This window comes from Fundidesulfovibrio soli (assembly GCF_022808695.1).
Taxonomy (GTDB): Bacteria; Desulfobacterota; Desulfovibrionia; order Desulfovibrionales; family Desulfovibrionaceae; genus Fundidesulfovibrio; species Fundidesulfovibrio soli.
Genome location: NZ_JAKZKW010000004.1, coordinates 45,369 through 64,520 on the forward strand (window position 1 = coordinate 45,369; position 19,152 = coordinate 64,520).

Here is a 19,152-nt window from a genome sequence, read left to right on the forward strand (position 1 = left end):
CAGCCCAGGCCCCCACTCGCCGGCCCGGGCAGTTGAAAGGGCGGGAGCATATGGCGGGAACGACCGCAAAAATCCTTCTGGCCGCGCTGGCCCTGCTCCTCTGGGGCGGGGCCGCCGAGGCCCGGACACTCACGCTTTTAAGCCCCGCCTTCAAGGACGGGGACAAGATGCCGCGCAGCACCGGTTGCGACGGAGGCGAGCGCTCACCCGCGCTGCAGGTCTCCGGGGCGCCCGAAGGCACGCGGACGCTGGCCCTGCTGGCCTCCGAGATGGACGGCGGCAAGGCCAGGGCAACGCTCTGGATGGCCTGCAACATCCCCCCCGCGACACAGACCATCGCCGAAAACCAGCCCCGTACCCGGCAGATGAAGCCCGAGGGCGTGCAGGTCAGCCTCCCGGGCGGGAAGCCGGGCTATTCCGGCCCCTGCCCGCCAGCCGGGGCCACGCGCAACGTGATGATCGAGGTCTTCGCCCTGGACACCAGCCTGGACCTGCCGGAATCGGCCACGCGCCAGGAGTTCCTGCTGGCGCTGGAGGGGCACATCCTGGCTCGGGCCAAGCTGGCGGGGAAATACAAGAAGTAGCTGGAGCGGGATTGACGGGAACTAAAGGCCGGGAAACCGGCCTTTTTCTTTTGTCGGCCTGCCCTCCTCTGCTCCGCGCAAACCCGCTGTTTGCCTTTGTATCTGCATGGAGGCGCGCCCGACCACCTGCTAGCACAGCCTCACGCGCCACCCCGCCGCTTGTCCACCACCCCGCAGTCGCCTTCCCAAACATCGGCCTGACAGCCGCCTTGTGCGCCTGCCCTGCTTGTGCCCGTACCCGCCGCCCTAGACAGGGAATCACTGTCCTTTCCAACTTTCTCCCTACATAGCCCTATGTGGGGTGATTTTTTCTTCCTCCTGCATAGAATTGCCAGAATGACGCGATGCCTTCGGGGCATGGCGGCCGACGCAATTGACAACAGCAACCCCTGCAAGGAGGGCTTCACGATGGATTTCGAGGCAACTCAATCAAATGGCGATGGATTCGATTTCACGGATGACATGAACCATGTTCTTGGGCCGGTTACAGCGCAGTTTCCTGCGGGCCAGACGGGCCTGGTGGACGGTGCGGCCGGATTCCGCGATGCCGATGGGCACATCGCGTTCCCCGGCAGATACGAGGGCAATGGCGCCCCGTCGTTCAGGCCTGAGGCCGGGCCGAAGGCTCCGGTATCGGGGCAGGAGGAAGGCTGGCCCAGGAAGAACGATGACGGGAGCTACCAGATAGCCCCGGGGGCGAGGGGGGTGTTTGAGCCCTTCAGCCCCATAGAGGCTGAGGTGCTCGCACCGACCATCACAGCGGGCATTGGGGCAGGCCTAGGCACTCTTCTCGCACCGGGCGCTGGTACAGTCGCAGGGGCAGCTGCTGCCGGAGGAATGATCGGAGCCGCCTTTCAGAACCCCTTCGAGAAAGTGCTTCAAATTGCGCCAGTACCAAGAATCCGCATCGAAGGGGGAGGACACCCGGAAATGAGCGCGCCCGACTATCCCAACGGGAACAGAGGCGAGTTTTAACTTTCAGGGGCAGAGCAACCGCGCTCTGCCCCGGCTTTACCATCCATATTTTTCTTGCCAATACCAGTTTGCAACATGGCTGATGAGCGTCATCACAGCAAATAACACAACCGCTACAGTTACAACGCGCCACAAAGTCCACTTTGGCCCACTGCAGCCTCCTCTAACCTTCACAACGTACGCCCAAACAGCCAACCAAAGCAGCACGGCAAAGTAAGAGAACACGCTGCTCCTGATTGTTTCAAGCAGACACTCAACACTCCAACACATTGTACACCTCCGCACCATGAACCAACAAACAAAGATCTTAAACGCTACATAATGTTCATATAAATATAAAATTACATACTCCTCAAATCATCAGCAAACCAGAAGAACAAGGCAGCGCACAACAGCAATAAGCCCCCCTTGAAAAACCCAAGATAATATTTCCTGCCCGGCCTTCTCACCCTATCCACGTAATCAAAAGCCAACAAGAGCACAAATCAGATCAGCGTCTGCATTATGACTTTTACTGCATGTTACATCAACAACCTCACAACAAATCAAATTTTCAAACCAGTGAATTGCACGCAAACAATCCTTAAACAATGAATTATAAAATTGCACATGCATGACCAACGCTATCTAACGATATGAGTTATCAGCGTTCTTCCCACAAAAATCGCTACACACCAGAATACAACAAACCTGACCGACACACCATACAGTTGATCCTCACGCTTGGATTTTTGGATGTACAGCACCACCCAGAAAATGAAAAACGCAAAAATGTAGAATACAAACTCTTTCCTTACAGTTTCCAGCAAACACTCGGGTGTCCAGCACGTCATATCCCAGCCCCTTTTCTCGTTCCGGCCTTTCGGCTGACGTCTCCATACAAACTGTGCGACCTATATGCGACATTGCTTACAAACTTACATTCTCGCAAGCAACCCTTTTCAAGCTCACCCCATCGCCAGGCTTCACGCCGTCGCCGCCAACCCGCACCGTGCCCCCCAACTTTTCCAACTTTCTCCCCACATAGCCCTATGTGGGGTGCAAAATAATCCATCCTGACTAGGCTTCGGGGATCTTCCGCCTTCGCAGATGCGGAATCCAACAGGAGACACCCCGATTCGCCAGCCTATTTCTCATCGCAGTCTAGACGACAGCCGCCCGGAGCAAGCTCCGGATGCAGGCCCAGGCACGCCCGCCGCCGGTTCGAGAAGCTCCGTCCACATCGAGCGCGAGGCGCGCGCTACCAGCGAACGCCGCCGCTGGCGGTCCCGCGCGGCCTGGACGCCCCGGATCTTGCGCCACAGCTCCGCCTGGAAGTGACGGACCGCCATAGCTGGAGAACCCTGGTCAACCTCAACCACAGGAAGGAAAGACAGATGAGCGAGAGAACTGATGACCCCGGATTCCAGGATTACTCCTGGACGGACGACGTGAACCACACCCTCGGCCCCCTGGGGGCACCCCGGCCCCGCAGCAGACCGCACTGGGCGACAATGCGCGAGGGAACGGCGAGATGGACACGCCAATGGCCCCCTATGCCGCCATCATTCGCGCCCCCAAGGAAGGCGAAGGTGGATGGAACAGCCGTATGCCCTACGACAAGTACATGGAGAATCCACTTGTCCAAGGGCTCTCTGGATACGCGAAGGGGATAGTTCGCGGGATCGGCCTGAAGGCCCACCCGAGCCTGGACGCAGACACCCCAGTGGAGGAAGTGGTCAGTGGCCTGACCAAGGCTCTTCATCCGGGGTTGGATGCACCGAAGGCCGTGGTGATGGCAGTGAAACGGTTCTCCGGCACACCACTCGATTCGGAGGATCAACGCGGAGCATTTGAGGGCGGCGTTGGATATTTCGCACGGCTGGCGCCGTATCCTATTCGCAAACCGTGGGAAGCTTGGACATGGGCAACAAGGTGATCGGAGCAGGCAAAACCATCCTGCATCAGTAATCAACAAGGTGCCTCAGGCCAAAGGGCCTGAGGCACCCAATTATTTATTATTGACTTCGGGGCTTAACGCAATTCCCTCAAATTTTTTATGAAGATATCTGAACCCGCTCAGGATCGAAACGCATTGTGTCTTCTGCTCCTCGACCAGCAAATTACATTGCTTTTCCAAAAGCGACAGCACCTCTTGATAACGCTTCAAACGCCATTCAAGATAATGATCTACAATCTCATGATCATCTTTGGTTACTTCGGCCTTCGCTTTGGTCATTTCAAGCCGCTGCCTTGTTGTAACCAACATGAATGCATCCGTAGCTGCCGCTGACAATGTGGTCAAATTTCTCACATATTGACCCAGCACGATACAATACTCAGAATTGTCCTTCGCGACCTCACCGCGGAGGTCCATTATCCTCCCAGAATATTCTAGAGTTACGTCAACCAGTTTATCCACCTGCGCCGCCAATTTCACGACCTCTTCCGGGAGATCGCCCTTCCCTGGCTTCCCCTGCTGCATTTGCTTTTTCAGGTAGGGTCCGGGCCAATCCTTGAATGCTTCCGCAAGGTCGGTCACCTGGGGTTGCATTTTCACCCACGCAGCGGAAAGGATCTCATTTTTGTTCGCGGCGAACGCTGCGGTAATATTTCGCGTCAGACTAAGCACCGGCGCCGGGAATCGATTAATCGAATCCACATACACGACTGGCTTCGCCTGAGTATCAATGACTATTCCAGTCTCGACAACAGATGCCAGCAGCGTATCCTGTGCAATTTCCACCAACGCCCTAAGCTGCCAGACATCTATGGACATTTTTGCATACGCTTCAAGATCGGCAGTATTATGTTTTGAGTTGATGATCGCGCGCCCAGCGTCATAAAAGGCTTGCAGCATCGGCTCCATATCTTGCGTGGTACGCTTCACGAAATCGACATAATATTTCCTGAACAGCACCAATTCATCGGCATCAGAAGCCATTGCTGACGGGGACGCCACCAATCCCAGACAAACCAACCCAAGCACGACACGCCACACCATACGTACTCCTATTGACCCGCCTAGACCCGAGCGCTCGAAGGCCGCCTCAAAGTTTTTTCAACTTTTTACCCCACATAGCCCTATGTGGGGTGAAATAAAAATCCGCCTGCATACAATTCGGGGAATCTTGGCGCGGGATGCCAGGAAACAAACAACCCTCACAGGAGGAACCCCGAATGCCCTATCCCACCATGTCCGGCCCCGCCGGGCAGCAATCGTCCGCCGACGGTCAGGCCCGCAACGAACTGGCCTACCGCCGCTACCTGGAGCAGCTCGCAGGTTTCGCCCCCGGCGAATCAGAGCTTCCCGACGAGGAGATCCTGCGCAGGCGCGCGCTGGCGCAGGATGCCGGCCAGCCCGGCCAGGCCGCGCCCCGCAACCTGCCCCCGCAGGGCTCTACGCAACCCGTGGCCGCCGCGCCCGACGCCCTGAGGTCCGCCTTGGCCCAACTGGCCGCGCGCCCCGGCATGATCGAACACCTGGAAGGCATCGACCTGGACGGCGACGGCCTGCCCGACATCCCCCTGGGGCCGCCCCCCATGAACCCCATGGCCCGCGCCCAGTGGCAGGCCGCCGTGGCCAACCGCCAGCGCCGTGGGCAGGAGCGTCAGGTCCGCCGCGCCCAGCGCAAGGTCGTGAACAACCAGGTCATGCTGGCGGTGCTCAAGGCCAACGACCCGCTGTTCGGCCGCTTGTATACGTGGATCGATAGTTTCGTCGAGTCTCTTCCGGCCCCGGTCAAGCAGGCCTTCCTGGAGAGCATCGACCGCACCCCCGGTGCGTTCCTGGAGATCTATACGCACCTGCGCGAGCACTTCCAGGGCGGAATGCCTTCGACGGAACGCCAGCAGACCTCGCCCCCCTACAACCAGCCGCAAGCTTCGCAGCTCGATCCCCGCGCGCGCATCCGCCGCGCCGTGGCCGGGCGCATGGCCGCCCCCGCTCTGGAGAGCGCTGGCGTCCTGGAAGAACGCCTGGGCGGGGCCGCCCGCTCCACCGAGCTGGCCGAACTCAAGGCCCGCGCCAGATCCGGCCGCGCCCGCGAGGGCGACCTGCTGCGCTACCTCGAACTCTCCATGAATTCCGGCTCCGGCCGCTAACCTGTAACCTCTACAAGGAGAACAATACGCAATGGCTGATTCCCTGACTTCCTACTACTCCAATTCCGGCGCCGGCGTGCGCGAGATGAAGGACACCCTCTTCTCGGACGTGGAGAACGTGATCCAGACCGTCACGCCCCACAAGACCCCCTTCATCGCCTCCATCGGCACCGGCAAGGCCAAGAACGTGCTCCACGAATGGCTGGAGGACGAACTCAAGACCCCCACCGGCTCCAACAAGGCCATCGAGGGCGCGGACGCCGTGGCTACGGCCCGCACCGCGCCGGTTCGGCTCTCCAACTACTGCCAGATCCTCGAAGACACCTTCAAGATCTCCGGCACCCTGGACGCCGTGACCCCGCTCGGCCGCCAACGCGTGAAGCAGTACGAGATGGACAAGAGCTTCCGCTACCTGAACACGGAGCTGGAATACGCGGCCCTGAACAACGCCGCCGCCAGCGCGGGCGACGCGGGCACCGCGCGCCAGATGAAGGGCCTGGAGGGCTTCGTCACCACCAACGACAAGAGCTACGCCAGCTACAACGCCACCAACGACTTCTCCGAGGCCAAGCTGATGGAGATGTCGCAGGCCTGCTACGAGGCAGGGGGTGAGCCCTCCGTGATCCTGGTGGGGCCTGTGCAGGCGCGCAAGATCGCCAACTGGAACCAGGCCGGGCGCATCACGGTGAACACCAACGCCTCGGAGCAGACCCTGGTCATGGCCGTGATGGTCCTGGAGACCCCCTTCGGGCGCATGAAGGTGACCATCGACCGCTACCTGGCCAAGGACGACGACACCGGCACCAAGTACGACCGCGTGTACGTCTACGACCCGTCCCGCTGCTCCATGGCCTTCCTGCGGCCCTTCAAGTGCGTGGACCTGGCCGCCACGGGCGACTCCGTGAAGTGCCAGTCCATCGTGGAGGCCACCTTCGTGATGCACAACGAGAAGTCCGCCTCCAAGTGCAAGAAGTGCGCGACCGACTAACGGACTGACGAACCAGGGGCGGGCCGCAAGGCCCGCCCCATAGGACAACCTATGATCGAACACCGCATCACCCTCGGCGAGGAGGAGCTGCAAGCCAGCGCCACCCAGAACAACCTGCCCATCCTCATGCTGACCAAATTTCTGCGCAGCCTCCCGGCGGACCAGCGCGCCTTCTTCAAGGATTGCCGCATCGAGGCGGTGATCCCGTTCTACATGCCGCGCGGCGACTTCAAGGAGAACGTCCACGCCATGAACATGGACCAGGACCAACTGGAGTGGCTGCTGCGGGAAAGGCCCGAGTTCAGGGCCAGCGACGATACGGCCAACAACACCCTGGCCACCGGGGGGAAGGTGGTCTCCTGCGGGACGACCAAGATGGATGGCAACGACGGCGCGCAGGCCGGAGACGGTTCAACCTGTAACGAGAAGCTCTAAAGGAGGAACATGATGAGCGAAAGAATCGACGACCCGAATTTCTCGGACTATTCCTGGCTGGATGACGAGAAGCGTCTCCACGACGCCTCGGAAACGCCCGCGCCGCAACCCTCGACCAGCGTGGAGCAGGCAGATTCAAGCACAGGCCAAAGCTACCCAAAGTTCGAATCGCCTAAGCCGGAGATTCCGTGGGAACATGCTCCAATCGGAGCCGAGCCCTACCCTACGATTTTGGAAGGCCGTGCAGACAGCCCATTCAACCGCCTGCCCCCCGCTATGAGGGCCGGATTGGCCGGGCGCGCAGCAGGATTTGTAGCCGGCAAAATACCGATTGTCGGCGGATGGCTGTCTAATGGCGTCATTGCTCCTGCGGCTATACAATTTTACCAGGAGGACACTAAAACACCAGAGTTGCCTCCCAGAGAATAACCATACTCGTAACGAGGCGTTGGTGTCGCCAGCGCTTCGTTACCAATCAGAGCACCTACCGGATCAGGTTGACTAGTTGCACTATGCTATCCCTTGAAATCAAACCCAGAAACGTGCCAATAGCAATTGCGAGATATGTAAGTACTTGATGCTGTTTTTGCATTATCATACTCCACCAGATCTTGACCACGCCAGAAAAAGTAAAATTAGGGCCGTAACATAGGCAACAACAAAATCAGCGAGCCATTTTCTCATGTGCTACCTCGAATCATCCCAACACAAAATCCAAGCCAATAAGTATTATGGCAACAGCAGCATGGTGAACGACACGATAAAAAAATTAAAATACACTTCCATCACAAACCGCCTTATGCATTCTTCATCATCATTAAACCAAAAGTACTGTAAGAATTCTAACCTCATAGCACCCTCACAAAAGCAATAAAAGTTCCATAAGCCCCTAAAACGCCTAGTGCCACAGCGGAGACAGGTTTCAATATCCTTAGCAAAACACGGCCCATTCGCCCTCCATACAGTTTATGCTCTTGGCTATATAATTATTTGCCACCAGTCAATACGCACCTAGGCCAGTCGCCTACGACAGTTGGGGATTTTGACTATTTATCAAAATCAAGCTGACATTTAGTCACCATTTTTTAAACAGAGACAACACCAACTTGAACAATATATCAAGAATCTCGAGATGCACTATCTTCCCCAACAGTTGCCCAAAATATTTAACCCCCTGCTTAATCATACCATTTCCCCTTCCAGTACACATAGCTGTCGAAGCTTCAACAAAGACATGATTGCAGACACAGACTGCTGCACTATTTCAAAAAGACCGTATCGGAAAACCAGATCCACAGTTTGCCTGGCTTTTTCCTTTTCATAGACATACCTACAATCGCCATCCGACACCGAATACTTCCCAGCAAACAAGTTGTCAACGATCCAACTCTCCCGCTGCTCCATGGCCTTCCTGCGGCCCTTCAAGTGCGTGGACCTGGCCGCCACGGGCGACTCCGTGAAGTGCCAGTCCATCGTGGAGGCCACCTTCGTGATGCTGGGCGAGAAGTCCGCGGCCAAGTGCAAGAAGTGCGCGACCGACTAACCGACTGACAAACCTGGGGCGGGCCGCAAGGCCCGCCCCATAGACCATCCTACAGCATGGCATCGAATCACCATAGGGCAGGTGCCTGTTACGGGACGAAGAGGAGGAAGTGAAGCGGACAGGGCAGCCCGGCAGCTCAACAGGCCGTCCGCACGGCCCGCACCCACCTTCGGCAGGTGTGTTCGGCCCAGGCGAACGCGCCCAGCTCCATGTCCGCGAACCATGCCTGTGTATAGGCGCGCCTATCCACGCTCCAGAGCAGCCGCATGGCCGCCTCGAACGCCGGGTCGGCGCAATGGGAGGTGAATTCTGCGGGGGGGCGCATGGTGGAGGCCAGCTCCGCCACGGTGGGCAGCCGCCAGGTGCTCGCCCCGTCGAAGCGGCGGGAGTTGAGTTCGGCCACGTACTCGTGCGCGCCTGCCCAATCCAGCGGATAGGGGCTGCCCCCGCGCTGCCACACGAGCCCGTGCTCCTTGTCGCGCACGGTGTTGCCGAGAGGGGTCAGCCCCTCCGTCGCGTAGCATGTCGGCCGCCAGAGCTCGTCCAGGCCCAGCAGGCCGCCCGCGCCCTTCCCGGACGCCTTCAGGGGGCCTGAGCGCAGCCTTTCGCCCGCGGCGGGCCTCGGGCACAGCGGCGTCACGCTTCCGGCTTCCTCCAGGCGGCAGGCCTGCCTCAGGCGGGAGCGCCACTCACCGAGCAGGGCCTCGATCTCCTCGGCCATGCCCCTGGCGCTGCCGGGCCTGCGCTCCGGGTCGGGGTGCAGGGCGCGGGCGAAGAAGGCGTCCCACTCCGGGTCCATGTCCTGCGAGGCGCGGCTGGGCAGGCCCTCGCCCTTAAGCGGCCACTCGGGGAGGATGCCGGTGAGCATGCGGTAGAAGGTCACGGCCACGGAATAGAGGTCCGCGCAGGGCTTCACCGAGGCGGGGTCGCGCTCCTGCTCGGGCGCGGCGTAGTAGGGGGAGCCCACCTTCAGCCCGGGCGCGCGGGAGAGGGATTCCCCCCTGACGCGCGAGAGGCCGAAATCGGTGATCTTGATCTGATCCTCGTCGGTGATGAGCAGATTGAAGGGCTTGATGTCGCGGTGCACGATACCCGCGTGATGCAGGCGGGCCAGGCCCTCGAGGGTCTGCAGGGCATAGCTGGCGGCTCGCGGCAGGGGCAGGCGGCGGCTGGGCAGCTCCACCTCGGGGCGCTCGCCCAGGACCTGCCCCAGGTCGCGGCAGAAGTACTCCATGAGGAAGAAGGGCCTGCGCCCGGCGTGGCCGTAGTCCCACACGGCGGCGATGTGGGGGTGGTTGAGGCCGGCCAGGGTCACGGCCTCGGCCTCGAACTGGTGGCGCAGCTCGTCCATGTCCACCAGGGAGCGCAGAAAGGGGGTGGGGGCCAACAGCTTGAGCGCCAGGATCTTGCCCAGCGCGGGCACGCGCACCTTGTACACCGCGCCCATGCCCCCGCGCCCCAGCAGCCCGAGCACCTCGTAGCGGCCGATGCGCCTCACAGCGGTTCGTCCGTGAGCCGCTCGGCGTAGGCGGCGGGCAGGCCTGCCGCGATGATCTTCCGGGCCGCGCCCAGGGCGTCGTAGGCCACGTAGCGGACCTCAAGCTCCCTGGCTGCCGGGTCGTAGACCACGTACTTGGCGTGGCAATCCCCGTCGCGGGGCTGGCCAACCGCGCCGCAGTTCACCATGTGGCGCGCCCCCGGCTCCAGCACGCGCACGCCGCAAACCAGCCGCTTGCTGGAATACTCATCCCCGGGGCCGAGGCTCACCAGCCGCAGCAGGTGGGTGTGCCCCACGAAGCTCACGGGCTCCTGCAGATTCCCCATGATGGCGCGAACGTCAGCTTCTTCGGTCTGAAACAGGTACTTGTCGACGCTCTGCGGCGGCATGCCGTGCACCAGGCGGCAGCCGTCGAGGCTCAGGAAGCGCGGCAGCCCAGCAAGCCATTCACGGCTTTCGGAGGACAGATGCTCACGCGTCCAGCGCACCACATCCCAGGCAACGGGGTTGAAGCGCCGCGCCCTGCCCTCGTCGCTGACGCCAGCCTCATGGTTGCCCTGCACGGCGAGCGCGCCCAGGGCGCGCACGCGCCTGACCACGGCCTCGGGGTCGGCCCCGTAGCCCACCATGTCTCCCAGGAAAACCATAGGCCCCTGCGCGCCGGTGGCGCGGATGTCGGCCAGGACGGCCTCCAGGGCTTCCAGATTGGCGTGGATGTCCGACAGGACGATCATTGGCGGGTGGCGGCCAGCTCCAGCACGGAACGGACTCGGTCCGCCAGTTGGTCGAGGTCCACCGGCTTGTGCACGAAACCGGCGCAACCAGCCGCCTGAGCGCGGGTGCGGGTGGCTTCGTCGGCGCAGGCCGAAACGAACAATGCGGGCACGGGGTGGTTGCGCCGGATGACTTCCAGCGCGTCGATGCCGTCCATGCCGCCTTCCAGGATGATGTCGAGAAGGATCACGTCGGGGTGCAGCTCGCTTGCGAGGCGGACGGCCTCCTCGCCGTTGTGGGCCACCCCGCAGACCGTGTGGCCCAGCCGCCTGAGCTTGAAGCACAAGTCGAGCGCGATGATGCGCTCGTCCTCCACAATCATGATCGATGCGGGTTTCATTGCCGCCTCCCTGGCCACACATCGGGTACGCGAGCCTTCAATATCGCCGCCGACCCTTTTACGGCAACAAAAAAAGACCGGACGGCCGGTCTTTTTTGAACAAAAATCGTTTCAGAGGATCAATTGTGCATCTGCGTCCGCAGCCAATCCTTGATCTCGGGGGTCGGCGGATAGATGCCCTTGTTGAAGCCCACATCCTGCATGAAGTGCTCCCGCAGATGCGCGGGCAAAGGCAATACAGCCAGTTCCTTGGCCTCGTCGCAAGTGCGGTGGATGAGCATCAGCTTGGGCTCCGGCTCCCAGGTGCTGACCACGAAATAGGTGGTCGAGTCGCTGCGGTGTCGAACCGGCTTGAAATCGCCCAGCCAGCAGTTGTTGCCCCATTCGAGATAGAGGGTCACGGCGGCTTCCGGGGTCATTTCCCAGTCCACGTCATGTTCCTCGAAGCTTCTGAGTTCATCCATGGCTGTCTCCTTGCCGTTTGAATAAACAGGATGATAAATTTTTTAATAATCATTCCTGCCACCCAGTCAAGGAATTTTCTCCAGGGCCTCCCTGGCCAGCGCGGCCACTGTGGTGCGGCCGAGCTTGCCGTCGCGGTACAGCTCCACCGCAGACTCGTCCCCCGCCAGGGCATCCAGCACGCCCCTCACCGCCTTCACGCGCGCGTGGGCGTACTTGAGCATGGGGCCCACCGCCCAGGCAGCCAGGGCCCTGCTCTCAGGGTCCTCGCCGGCAAGAGCCAGGACCAGGTCATCAAAGGCGGTCATCGTCAGATCCGGCCTGTCCTGGGCCAGGCGCGCCAGCCCCCAGTAGGCCCCGCAACGCAGCGGGCACAATTCCAGGTAGTTGTCGCCGGTCTTGCAGTCGCGCTCGTTGATGTAGGAGGCCAGCACCCGGTGGAACTCTTTTGCCAGGTCGGGCTGGTTGGCCAGGATTTCCCCGAACGCCTCGGGGATGCCCCAGGCGATGTTGCCGGACTCCTCGTTGAGGCGCCACATCAGCTGGCGTATCAGTTGGCGGGCGTCCTCCGGCTTTTCCCGGTACAGGCGCGGCACGACCACGCCGAAGGCGGTCACCGCCCGCCAGCGCACCAGCTGGTCGGGCTCCAGCAGGCAGGCGAACAGCGGGCCGATCAGCTGTTTGGGGGGGATGGCCTCAAGCGCCGTCAGGCCCTGGGGCCAGTCGTCCCCTGCCAGCACCTCCAGCACGATCTTCCGTATTTCACGCAGCTTGCCCATGGCAGCTCCTTATTCTGGTTTGTCTTTTTCTACCATGTGCGCCCCTGCTTTTCCAGAGTTTCCCCTCCGCTGCATATCCGCCAGAATGTAAATGGCCGCATGCCCCCATGTACCGTTTACACCAAACGCGGCTTGCCTATGATGCACCCCATGACACGGCGCGCCGGGCGGACCCGCTCCCATGACGCCCGGCCGGGCGCGCCGTTCGCGCTTGGGCACATCGCCAGGAGAGAGTAACGATGACCGAGCATGAGACGCTCATCGAGAACGCCGCCAGTGACTGGGGACTGCCCCCGGAGCTTGTGTCGGCGGTGGTTGGAGTGGAGTCGGGAGGCAACGCGTGGGCCTTCCGGTATGAACCCGCGTACTACGCGCGCCATGTGGCCAAGGACGCCTCCGTGCGCTCCAAGGCACCCTGCAGCCTGGACTCCGAACGCCAGGCCCTGGCCACCTCCTGGGGGCTGATGCAGGTCATGGGCGCCACAGCCAGGGGACTGGGTTTCCAGGGGCCGTTTCTCTCGGCCCTGACGGACCCGGCCACCGGGCTGGAATACGGTTGCAGGCTGCTGGCACGGCTGCGCGACCGGCTGCACGGCAAACACGGCTGGCCCGGAGTGGCGGCCGCCTACAACGCCGGATCGGCGCGCTTCGGCGCCGACGGCGCGTTCGTCAACCAGTCCTACGTGGACAAGATCGCCCGCGCCCTCGGCGGGAAGTGGCCCCAATGAAGAACATCACCAGACGTTCCCTGCCCGGCCTCATGGCCCTGGGCCTGATCCTCGCCGCCTGCGCCGCGTCGGCCTTCGACGGGACGGTCCAGCGCGTGGCCGACGGCGACACCATCACCGTGGATGGCGTGCATGTGCGCCTCTTCGGCATCGACGCGCCCGAACTCGCCCAGCGAGGCGGCCAGGACGCCAGGGATTACCTGCGCCACCTGGCCCTGGGCAAACGCGTGGACGTCCGCGAGAAGGACAGGGACGCCTACGGGCGCACCGTGGCCGTGGTCCTGCTGCCGGACGGCTCCGAACTCAACACGGAGATGGTGCGGGCCGGGCACGCCTGGGTGTACCGCAACTACTGCCGCCCCTGCTACGGGCTGCGCCTGGCCGAGACAGCGGCCAGGCTGCGCGGGCTGGGCCTCTGGGCCGACCCCGCGCCCGTGCCGCCCTGGCAGTGGCGCAAACATCACAGGAGAAACAATTGAACGCCAAGAAGTGGTACGCTTCCAAGACGATATGGACCAATGTGGCCGCGCTGGCCGCGGTGGGCGCACAGGCCGCCGTGGGCAACAGCGTGATGGACCCTGCCCTGCAGGCCGCATTGCTGGCCGTGACAAACACGGCCCTGCGGCTCTTCACCTCGGAGCGCGTCGCATAGGCCGCCCGTGAACGACAACCTCAAACCCCTCGTCAGGGAAGCCCTCAAGGAGGCTTTGGAAGACGGCGCGCTGCGCCAGGACTGCTGCGCCGGGTGCGACCTGGCCCCGGGCGAGCACGCCCGGCATCACCAGTTGCTGCGCGGTGCCTTCTCCCTGCGCACCCAGATCTTCAACGCAGTTATCACCTCGTTGGTGGGCGGCGGGCTGGCCTGGCTGGGCTTGGCCGCCTGGGAGAGGCTGGTGCGGCAGGCGGTGAAGTGACGCATGCCCGGAGCGCGCAGAACATCGGCCAGACGCAAGCCGGTGTGCCAGCGGGCGGCGGCGCTTCTCTCCGAGAAGGTGCTGGACGTGCTGGAGCGCCTGCTTGAGGCCGAAGACGACAAGGTGCAGCTGGCTGCGGCCAAGGAGATCAAGGACATCGCCCGGCAGACCGCCGAGGACGCGCCCGCGCCCAAGGACGGGCCGGGGAGGGTGTTCGTGGTCACCGGGATAGACCGCAAGCCGGGAGGCCAATAAACAGCCGGGGGGCCTGGGCCCCCCGGTTTTTTTGCGGTGTCTACCAGCCGTAATATCGGTGCGGATGGTGCTTGTGGCGGTACACATGGCCCGGAGGAGGGGCGTAGTAGTAGCCGGGCGCAACGTACACCGGGGGCGGGGGCGGCGGCGCGACATAGACAGGAGCAGGCGCCACGTACACCGGAGGCGGCGGCGCGGGGGTGCCCACCGACACGGAAACGCCCCAAGGGCTAACGGACAACGAACCGTACGCGAGCGCCTGGGAAGAGGCGAGGCAGACGAGTACGGCGGCGAGCAGCAGGCTTTTCATGACATGTACCTCCAACCCTGCCCTATCACATCCCGTGCCACAGCGTACCACCTCGATATCATGCTGGTTTTGATCGCGACGTTCAGCATCGGTTACGATTTTTGCCCATCGGTGACGAAATCTGCGCACTTCGCGGACGGGAACCGGCCCCTGATCCGGGCGTTGACAGTGTTGCTGTCGCTCTGTAGTGCTCGCTTGAAAATGATTCTCAAAATCATATCTTCATCCCCGCTCCGGAGGATTTGATGAGCCCTCATCTGAAACTCTCCTGCATCCTGGCCGCGATCATGGTGTGCCCTTCCCTGGCGGCCATGACCCTGCTGGAGGCCGGCAAAGGCGCGCCAGCCCTGGCCCTGCTGGCCCTGCACGCCGCTCTGGGCCTGGCGCTGCTGCCCTTTCTCTCCCGCGCGATCCTGCGCTTCGTCGTCTACCGCGAGTTGGAGGAACTGAGCGTCTTCTCAGCCAGGCTCAGGCGAGGCGGCTTGCCCGAGCCGTTCGCCTTGCCCGTGGAAGCGGAGGACGAGCACATGCTCATCCGGCTCAAGCGGAACCTCAACTGGATGCTGCACCTGCTGGAGGACCGTGAGAGGCGACTGCTCTGGCGTCTGGAAGAGACCGACAAGATGCGCCGCGACATGGAGGACCTGAGCCGCCGCGACCCCCTGACCGGGCTCGGAAACCGCCGCGCCTTCGAGGACGCCCTGGCCCGCGCCTGCCCGAATACCCTCCCCGAGAGGCACCTGCTGCTCATCGACTGCGACAAGTTCAAGCAGGTCAACGACTCCCACGGCCACCAGGCCGGGGACGAGGTTCTTCTGGTGCTGGCCGGGATCCTTCAGGACAGCGTTCGCGAGGGCGTGGACCAGGCCTTCCGCCTGGGTGGGGACGAGTTCGCCGTAATGCTCGGCTGCCGGGAGCTCAAGGCCCGGGATGTGGCCGAGCGTATCCGCATGCGCTTCAGGGACGTGAACGGCCGGGGCTGCACCCTGTCCATGGGGCTGGTCCCCTGCCCTCCCCCCTGCCGGGATACGCTGCCTCCCGGCGGCGTGGCCCGCAACGGCTGCTCCGCTTCTCGGTTCAGCCAGGCCGTCAGCCTGGCGGACATGTCCGTCTACCGCGCCAAAGCCAAGGGTGGGGATGTGTTGTGCCGTCCGGAGGAATGCGCTCTCCAGGGGGCCGACGTCCCCTAGGGCCCCTGCCAGGAGCAGGCTTCGCAGCGCCCGCAGGGCTCGTCCGGGCACTTGGGGCTGCGGCGGCCTTCCTTGTATCGCAGCCACTCGTCCCAGAGCGCCTGGCGGCTCACGCCCACGTCCACGCACTCCCAAGGGAAGGGCTCGTCTTGGCCGCGCTCGCGGTCCAGCACGTCGGCGGCGTTGGCCGCGTACTCCTTCATCGCGGCACGCCAACCTTCCCGGGCGGCCAGGAGGGTCATGGGGGCCAGTTCCTCCCCTCCCCTGGCCAGCAGGCCCTGCACGCGCGCCCAGAACGGCTTCTCGCCCTCCAGGCGCACGCCGCGCAGCGGCTTGACCATGGAGGCCATCCAGACCTGTCGGGCCTCAAGCACTTCTTCCGAGGCCATGGGAGCCCACTGCATGGGGGTCCAGGGTTTGGGCACCAGCGGATTGACCCCCAGGGTCATGTGGCCGATGCCCTTCTTGCCGGAACCCACCTTGCCCGCCCGGCAGACCTCGGCCAGGAAGCGCTCCAGTTCGGCGTAGTCCTCGTCCGACTCCAGGGGCCAGCCCATGATGAGGTAGACCTTGAGGTGGTTCACCCCGCGCTTGGCCGCCAGCTCCACGGCGCGCAGGAACACGTCCGGCTCCAGGTTCTTGTTGGCCATGCGGCGGATGCGCTCGCTCGGTCCCTCCAGCGCCAGTGTGAGGGTGCGTAGGCCCGCGTTTCGCAAAATATCCAGCAGCTCCTCGTTCACGCCGTCGGCGCGCACGGAGGACAGCGTGTACTTGATCTTCTCCGCCCCCAGCCAGCGCAGGAAGCCGGGCAGCTCGGGCCAGTCCGTGAGGGCGGTGCCCACCAGACCGACCTTCTTGGGGCGCACCTGGGCCACGATATCCCGCAGGTCCTCCACTCGGGCCTGCCTGGGCGGACGATACACGTACCCTGCCGCGCAGAAGCGGCAGGCGTGGGGGCAGCCCCGGTTGACCTCCAGGAGCAGGGTGTCCTTGAATTCGGCCTCGTTGCTCACGAAGCTGGAGCAGGCGGGGTCGGCCAGCACGCGCCCGCCCGGCGGCACCACGCGTCGCACGGGCGTACGCGAAAGTCCTGGGACATACATGCCCGGCATCCCGGACAGTTCCCGCAGGACGTCGGCCTTGGGAGCCCCGGCCAGCACCATCGCCGCGGCGCGCTCCAGAACCGGGATCAGCCCGGCCTCGGCCTCGCCCACGAACCAGGCGTCAAGTATGGGGGAAAGCGGCGCGGGGTTCAAAAAGGCCAGCGGCCCGCCACCCAGGAGAAGGGGGTAGCCGGACCGCTGGCTCGCAAGCGGGGGGATGCCTGAGGCCTCGAGGGCCAGGGCGAGAACCGCACCGTCCAGTTCGAAAGCCAGTGAGAAGGCGGCCAGCGGGAAGGCGTCCAGAGGGGAGGACGTATCCTGCGACCGAGGAACGCTCTTCCCTGCGGAGAGGAAGAAACGCTCCATGACCAGCCACGGGCTCTGTTCGGCCAGACGGTACACGGCCTGCCAACCCAGTGCGGACAACGCCGCGCGCACGGCGCCAGGGTAGGCGAGGGCCACCGGCAGCCTGCCGCCGGGGTCCGGCAACACAGGCTCCTGGCCTCTGAAATAGACGGTGCGGTTCGCCGCGCCCTCCTTCGGCACGCCTCTATCCGTGCCCGGCGGGGGGGATCGTCCCCCGGGCCAAGCGGACAGCGAAGCGGCCTGAATGCCTCGACGTTCTCATAATCAGTTCCATGCCGGGCCGCGCGGGCCGTACCGGCACCCGCCGGATACGCCCGTCATCGCTGGCTGCGGGTCCGCCCCGCAACCCGCCCTCCTGATCGGGAGGGCGGCCATGGCCCGGTGTCAGCGCGCCTAGTCCGCCTGCATGCGGATGAAGGCCGGCACCTCGAACTCGTCCTCGTCGAACACGAAGTCCTCCGAACCGGGCGAGTGGTTCCTGTACTGGGCGATGCCCGCCGAATCAGGTCCCTTGCGCCCCTTGCGCAGGTAGGCCGGGATGGTCAGGTCGCTGTGGGCGGCCAGGGCGCGCTCGGTGCGGCTGGCGGCCTGCTGCTGCGGGGGCAGGTCGCGGCGGGGGCGCAGCTCGTCGTGCCCGGCGTACGGCTGGTGCGCGGCCTGGTGAACAGGCTGCTGCCCGGCCTGATGCACGGGCTGGTGAACGGGCTGGGCGGCCCTGGGCTGGGGCGCGGGCTCCGCGTGCTGGGTCACCGCACCGGCCACGGCCGGGTGCACGCTGACCTTGGAGGCATGGGTGCGGCTCATCTCGGCGGCGCTCTCGATGCCCGTTGCGATCACGGTGATGCGGATCTCGTCCCCGGCGTTCTCGTCGAACACGGTGCCGAAGAAGACCTTGGCGTCCTCATGCACGGCCTCGGTGATGGCGGAGGCGGCCTCGTCCACTTCCTCGATGGTCAGGTCGGGCGAGCAGGTGATGTTCATGAGCACGCCCTTGGCGCCGTCGATGGTCACGTCCTCCAGCAGGGGGCTGGTGATGGCCTTCAGGGCGGCTTCCTTGGCGCGGTTCTCGCCGCGGGCGACGCCGAAGCCCATCATGGCCAGGCCCATCTCGCTCATCACGGCCTTCACGTCGGCGAAGTCCAGGTTGATCAGGCCGGGGACCATGATCAGGTCCGAGATGCCCTTCACCGCGTAGTAGAGGATCTCGTCGGCCTTCTTGAGCATCTCGATGAAGGCGGCCTTCTTGGAGGCCATGGTCAGCAGGCGGTCGTTGGGGATGGTGATGATGGAGTCCACCTGCTCGCGCAGCAGCGCGATGCCGCGCTCGGCGGCGGCCATGCGCTTCTTGCCTTCGAAGAAGAACGGCTTGGTGACCACGCCCACGGTGAGGGCGCCCGCTTCCTTGGCGGCCTGGGCGATGACCGGGGCCGCGCCCGTGCCGGTGCCGCCGCCCATGCCGGCGGTGACGAAGACCATGTCCGCGTCGCAGATGGTCTTGCGGATCTGGTCGATGGATTCAAGCGCGGCGTCGCGGCCGCAGTCCGGGTTGGCGCCCGCGCCCAGGCCCTTGGTCAGCTTGTCGCCAAGCTGGATCTTGAACTCGGCCTTGGACTTGTTGAGCGCCTGGATGTCCGTGTTGGCGGTGATGAACGTCACGCCGCGCAGGGCCGAACAGATCATGTTGTTCACGGCGTTGCCGCCGCCACCGCCTACCCCGACCACTTTGATGCGTGCGTTGGATTCGAAATCGATGTCGTAAATGTCCATGTTCCCCTCTCCTTGCGATTGCAAAAGATCCCCCTGAATGTTCATAAACCTGTCCCTC

22 protein-coding genes and 1 pseudogene are annotated in these 19,152 nt (G+C 63.4%); 14 read left to right on the top strand and 9 right to left on the bottom strand.

The window, feature by feature from the left end; translation table 11 throughout:
* Positions 1–50: 50 nt before the first annotated feature.
* The 3 genes from MLE18_RS06400 (at position 51) to MLE18_RS06410 (ending at position 3,477) form a co-directional block, all read left to right on the top strand.
* Positions 51–584: a YbhB/YbcL family Raf kinase inhibitor-like protein gene (locus MLE18_RS06400; RefSeq protein ID WP_243368421.1), complete on the top strand. Its 534-nt coding sequence runs from the start codon at positions 51–53 to the stop codon at positions 582–584.
* A gap of 357 nt (positions 585–941) precedes the next feature.
* Positions 942–1,559, top strand: a complete 618-nt coding sequence (locus MLE18_RS06405; protein WP_243368423.1) for a hypothetical protein — start codon at positions 942–944, stop codon at positions 1,557–1,559.
* A 1,525-nt stretch (positions 1,560–3,084) separates the two neighbouring features.
* Positions 3,085–3,477 (top strand): hypothetical protein, encoded by a 393-nt coding sequence (locus tag MLE18_RS06410; protein WP_243368425.1) that lies wholly within the window; start codon positions 3,085–3,087, stop codon positions 3,475–3,477.
* Positions 3,478–3,549: 72 nt separating this feature from the next.
* Here the strand turns inward: MLE18_RS06410 and MLE18_RS06415 are convergent, their stop codons facing one another.
* The gene (locus MLE18_RS06415; RefSeq protein WP_243368427.1) at positions 3,550–4,542 is read right to left on the bottom strand and encodes a hypothetical protein; all 993 of its coding nucleotides are present in this window, start codon (positions 4,540–4,542) and stop codon (positions 3,550–3,552) included.
* A gap of 176 nt (positions 4,543–4,718) precedes the next feature.
* Here MLE18_RS06415 and MLE18_RS06420 point away from each other — a divergent pair, with 176 nt between their 5' ends.
* The 5 genes and pseudogenes from MLE18_RS06420 to MLE18_RS06440 all read left to right on the top strand — a co-directional run.
* Positions 4,719–5,642, top strand: a complete 924-nt coding sequence (locus tag MLE18_RS06420; protein ID WP_243368429.1) for a hypothetical protein — start codon at positions 4,719–4,721, stop codon at positions 5,640–5,642.
* 31 nt (positions 5,643–5,673) lie between these two features.
* Positions 5,674–6,630, top strand: a complete 957-nt coding sequence (locus MLE18_RS06425) for an SU10 major capsid protein (protein WP_243368431.1) — start codon at positions 5,674–5,676, stop codon at positions 6,628–6,630.
* Positions 6,631–6,681: 51 nt separating this feature from the next.
* Complete coding sequence (locus tag MLE18_RS06430; protein WP_243368433.1) at positions 6,682–7,065, top strand: hypothetical protein; 384 nt, start codon at positions 6,682–6,684, stop codon at positions 7,063–7,065.
* A gap of 12 nt (positions 7,066–7,077) precedes the next feature.
* Positions 7,078–7,494 (top strand): hypothetical protein, encoded by a 417-nt coding sequence (locus MLE18_RS06435; RefSeq protein ID WP_243368435.1) that lies wholly within the window; start codon positions 7,078–7,080, stop codon positions 7,492–7,494.
* Positions 7,495–8,428: 934 nt separating this feature from the next.
* Positions 8,429–8,608 (top strand): annotated as a pseudogene (locus MLE18_RS06440) (SU10 major capsid protein); the annotation flags it as partial.
* Positions 8,609–8,744: 136 nt separating this feature from the next.
* On the opposite strand, the gene MLE18_RS18085 reads toward MLE18_RS06440, so the two are convergent.
* From MLE18_RS18085 to MLE18_RS06465, 5 genes are all read right to left on the bottom strand, one after another.
* On the bottom strand, positions 8,745–10,106 hold the full coding sequence (locus MLE18_RS18085) for a protein kinase domain-containing protein (protein WP_243368439.1): 1,362 nt from the start codon (positions 10,104–10,106) through the stop codon (positions 8,745–8,747).
* On the bottom strand, positions 10,103–10,840 hold the full coding sequence (locus MLE18_RS06450; protein WP_243368442.1) for a metallophosphoesterase family protein: 738 nt from the start codon (positions 10,838–10,840) through the stop codon (positions 10,103–10,105). Before MLE18_RS06450 ends, MLE18_RS18085 begins: the two co-directional genes overlap by 4 nt.
* Positions 10,837–11,220 (bottom strand): response regulator, encoded by a 384-nt coding sequence (locus MLE18_RS06455; RefSeq protein WP_243368444.1) that lies wholly within the window; start codon positions 11,218–11,220, stop codon positions 10,837–10,839. Before MLE18_RS06455 ends, MLE18_RS06450 begins: the two co-directional genes overlap by 4 nt.
* A gap of 119 nt (positions 11,221–11,339) precedes the next feature.
* Positions 11,340–11,684: a DVU0772 family protein gene (locus tag MLE18_RS06460; protein ID WP_243368446.1), complete on the bottom strand. Its 345-nt coding sequence runs from the start codon at positions 11,682–11,684 to the stop codon at positions 11,340–11,342.
* Between the two features lie 66 nt (positions 11,685–11,750).
* Complete coding sequence (locus tag MLE18_RS06465; RefSeq protein ID WP_243368449.1) at positions 11,751–12,461, bottom strand: DVU0298 family protein; 711 nt, start codon at positions 12,459–12,461, stop codon at positions 11,751–11,753.
* A 239-nt stretch (positions 12,462–12,700) separates the two neighbouring features.
* On the opposite strand from MLE18_RS06465, the gene MLE18_RS06470 reads away from it, so the two are divergent.
* Genes MLE18_RS06470 through MLE18_RS06490 form a run of 5 tightly spaced genes read left to right on the top strand, consistent with a single transcriptional unit; the run spans position 12,701 to position 14,358 of the window.
* On the top strand, positions 12,701–13,189 hold the full coding sequence (locus tag MLE18_RS06470; protein ID WP_243368452.1) for a transglycosylase SLT domain-containing protein: 489 nt from the start codon (positions 12,701–12,703) through the stop codon (positions 13,187–13,189).
* On the top strand, positions 13,186–13,668 hold the full coding sequence (locus MLE18_RS06475) for a thermonuclease family protein (protein WP_243368454.1): 483 nt from the start codon (positions 13,186–13,188) through the stop codon (positions 13,666–13,668). Before MLE18_RS06470 ends, MLE18_RS06475 begins: the two co-directional genes overlap by 4 nt.
* Positions 13,665–13,841: a hypothetical protein gene (locus MLE18_RS06480; RefSeq protein ID WP_243368456.1), complete on the top strand. Its 177-nt coding sequence runs from the start codon at positions 13,665–13,667 to the stop codon at positions 13,839–13,841. Before MLE18_RS06475 ends, MLE18_RS06480 begins: the two co-directional genes overlap by 4 nt.
* A 7-nt stretch (positions 13,842–13,848) precedes the next feature.
* A complete protein-coding gene (locus MLE18_RS06485; protein WP_243368458.1) occupies positions 13,849–14,103 on the top strand; it encodes a hypothetical protein in 255 nt (84 codons plus the stop codon).
* 3 nt (positions 14,104–14,106) lie between these two features.
* Positions 14,107–14,358, top strand: coding sequence for a hypothetical protein (locus MLE18_RS06490; protein WP_243368460.1), 252 nt, complete (start codon positions 14,107–14,109; stop codon positions 14,356–14,358).
* Between the two features lie 40 nt (positions 14,359–14,398).
* On the opposite strand, the gene MLE18_RS06495 is transcribed toward MLE18_RS06490, so the two are convergent.
* Complete coding sequence (locus MLE18_RS06495) at positions 14,399–14,668, bottom strand: hypothetical protein (RefSeq protein WP_243368462.1); 270 nt, start codon at positions 14,666–14,668, stop codon at positions 14,399–14,401.
* Between the two features lie 245 nt (positions 14,669–14,913).
* On the opposite strand from MLE18_RS06495, the gene MLE18_RS06500 reads away from it, so the two are divergent.
* A complete protein-coding gene (locus MLE18_RS06500; protein WP_243368464.1) occupies positions 14,914–15,858 on the top strand; it encodes a GGDEF domain-containing protein in 945 nt (314 codons plus the stop codon).
* On the opposite strand, the gene MLE18_RS06505 is transcribed toward MLE18_RS06500, so the two are convergent.
* Both MLE18_RS06505 and ftsZ read right to left on the bottom strand, forming a co-directional pair.
* Positions 15,855–17,507, bottom strand: a complete 1,653-nt coding sequence (locus MLE18_RS06505) for a radical SAM protein (RefSeq protein ID WP_243368467.1) — start codon at positions 17,505–17,507, stop codon at positions 15,855–15,857. The genes MLE18_RS06500 and MLE18_RS06505 overlap by 4 nt on opposite strands.
* A 213-nt stretch (positions 17,508–17,720) precedes the next feature.
* A complete protein-coding gene (ftsZ, locus tag MLE18_RS06510; RefSeq protein WP_243368469.1) occupies positions 17,721–19,094 on the bottom strand; it encodes a cell division protein FtsZ in 1,374 nt (457 codons plus the stop codon).
* Positions 19,095–19,152: the final 58 nt, after the last annotated feature.

Bases quoted from the DNA above. Each gene is read 5' to 3' on its own strand.
- MLE18_RS06460 (WP_243368446.1), bottom strand. From the start codon at position 11,684: ATGGATGAACTCAGAAGCTTCGAGGAACATGACGTGGACTGGGAAATG.
- MLE18_RS06465 (WP_243368449.1), bottom strand. From the start codon at position 12,461: ATGGGCAAGCTGCGTGAAATACGGAAGATCGTGCTGGAGGTGCTGGCA.
- MLE18_RS06455 (WP_243368444.1), bottom strand. From the start codon at position 11,220: ATGAAACCCGCATCGATCATGATTGTGGAGGACGAGCGCATCATCGCG.
- MLE18_RS06470 (WP_243368452.1), top strand. From the start codon at position 12,701: ATGACCGAGCATGAGACGCTCATCGAGAACGCCGCCAGTGACTGGGGA.
- MLE18_RS06430 (WP_243368433.1), top strand. From the start codon at position 6,682: ATGATCGAACACCGCATCACCCTCGGCGAGGAGGAGCTGCAAGCCAGC.
- MLE18_RS06415 (WP_243368427.1), bottom strand. From the start codon at position 4,542: ATGGTGTGGCGTGTCGTGCTTGGGTTGGTTTGTCTGGGATTGGTGGCG.
- MLE18_RS06475 (WP_243368454.1), top strand. From the start codon at position 13,186: ATGAAGAACATCACCAGACGTTCCCTGCCCGGCCTCATGGCCCTGGGC.
- ftsZ (WP_243368469.1), bottom strand. From the start codon at position 19,094: ATGGACATTTACGACATCGATTTCGAATCCAACGCACGCATCAAAGTG.
- MLE18_RS06410 (WP_243368425.1), top strand. From the start codon at position 3,085: ATGGCCCCCTATGCCGCCATCATTCGCGCCCCCAAGGAAGGCGAAGGT.
- MLE18_RS06500 (WP_243368464.1), top strand. From the start codon at position 14,914: ATGAGCCCTCATCTGAAACTCTCCTGCATCCTGGCCGCGATCATGGTG.
- MLE18_RS06490 (WP_243368460.1), top strand. From the start codon at position 14,107: ATGCCCGGAGCGCGCAGAACATCGGCCAGACGCAAGCCGGTGTGCCAG.
- MLE18_RS06435 (WP_243368435.1), top strand. From the start codon at position 7,078: ATGAGCGAAAGAATCGACGACCCGAATTTCTCGGACTATTCCTGGCTG.
- MLE18_RS06405 (WP_243368423.1), top strand. From the start codon at position 942: ATGGCGGCCGACGCAATTGACAACAGCAACCCCTGCAAGGAGGGCTTC.
- MLE18_RS06420 (WP_243368429.1), top strand. From the start codon at position 4,719: ATGCCCTATCCCACCATGTCCGGCCCCGCCGGGCAGCAATCGTCCGCC.
- MLE18_RS06400 (WP_243368421.1), top strand. From the start codon at position 51: ATGGCGGGAACGACCGCAAAAATCCTTCTGGCCGCGCTGGCCCTGCTC.
- MLE18_RS06450 (WP_243368442.1), bottom strand. From the start codon at position 10,840: ATGATCGTCCTGTCGGACATCCACGCCAATCTGGAAGCCCTGGAGGCC.
- MLE18_RS06425 (WP_243368431.1), top strand. From the start codon at position 5,674: ATGGCTGATTCCCTGACTTCCTACTACTCCAATTCCGGCGCCGGCGTG.
- MLE18_RS06495 (WP_243368462.1), bottom strand. From the start codon at position 14,668: ATGAAAAGCCTGCTGCTCGCCGCCGTACTCGTCTGCCTCGCCTCTTCC.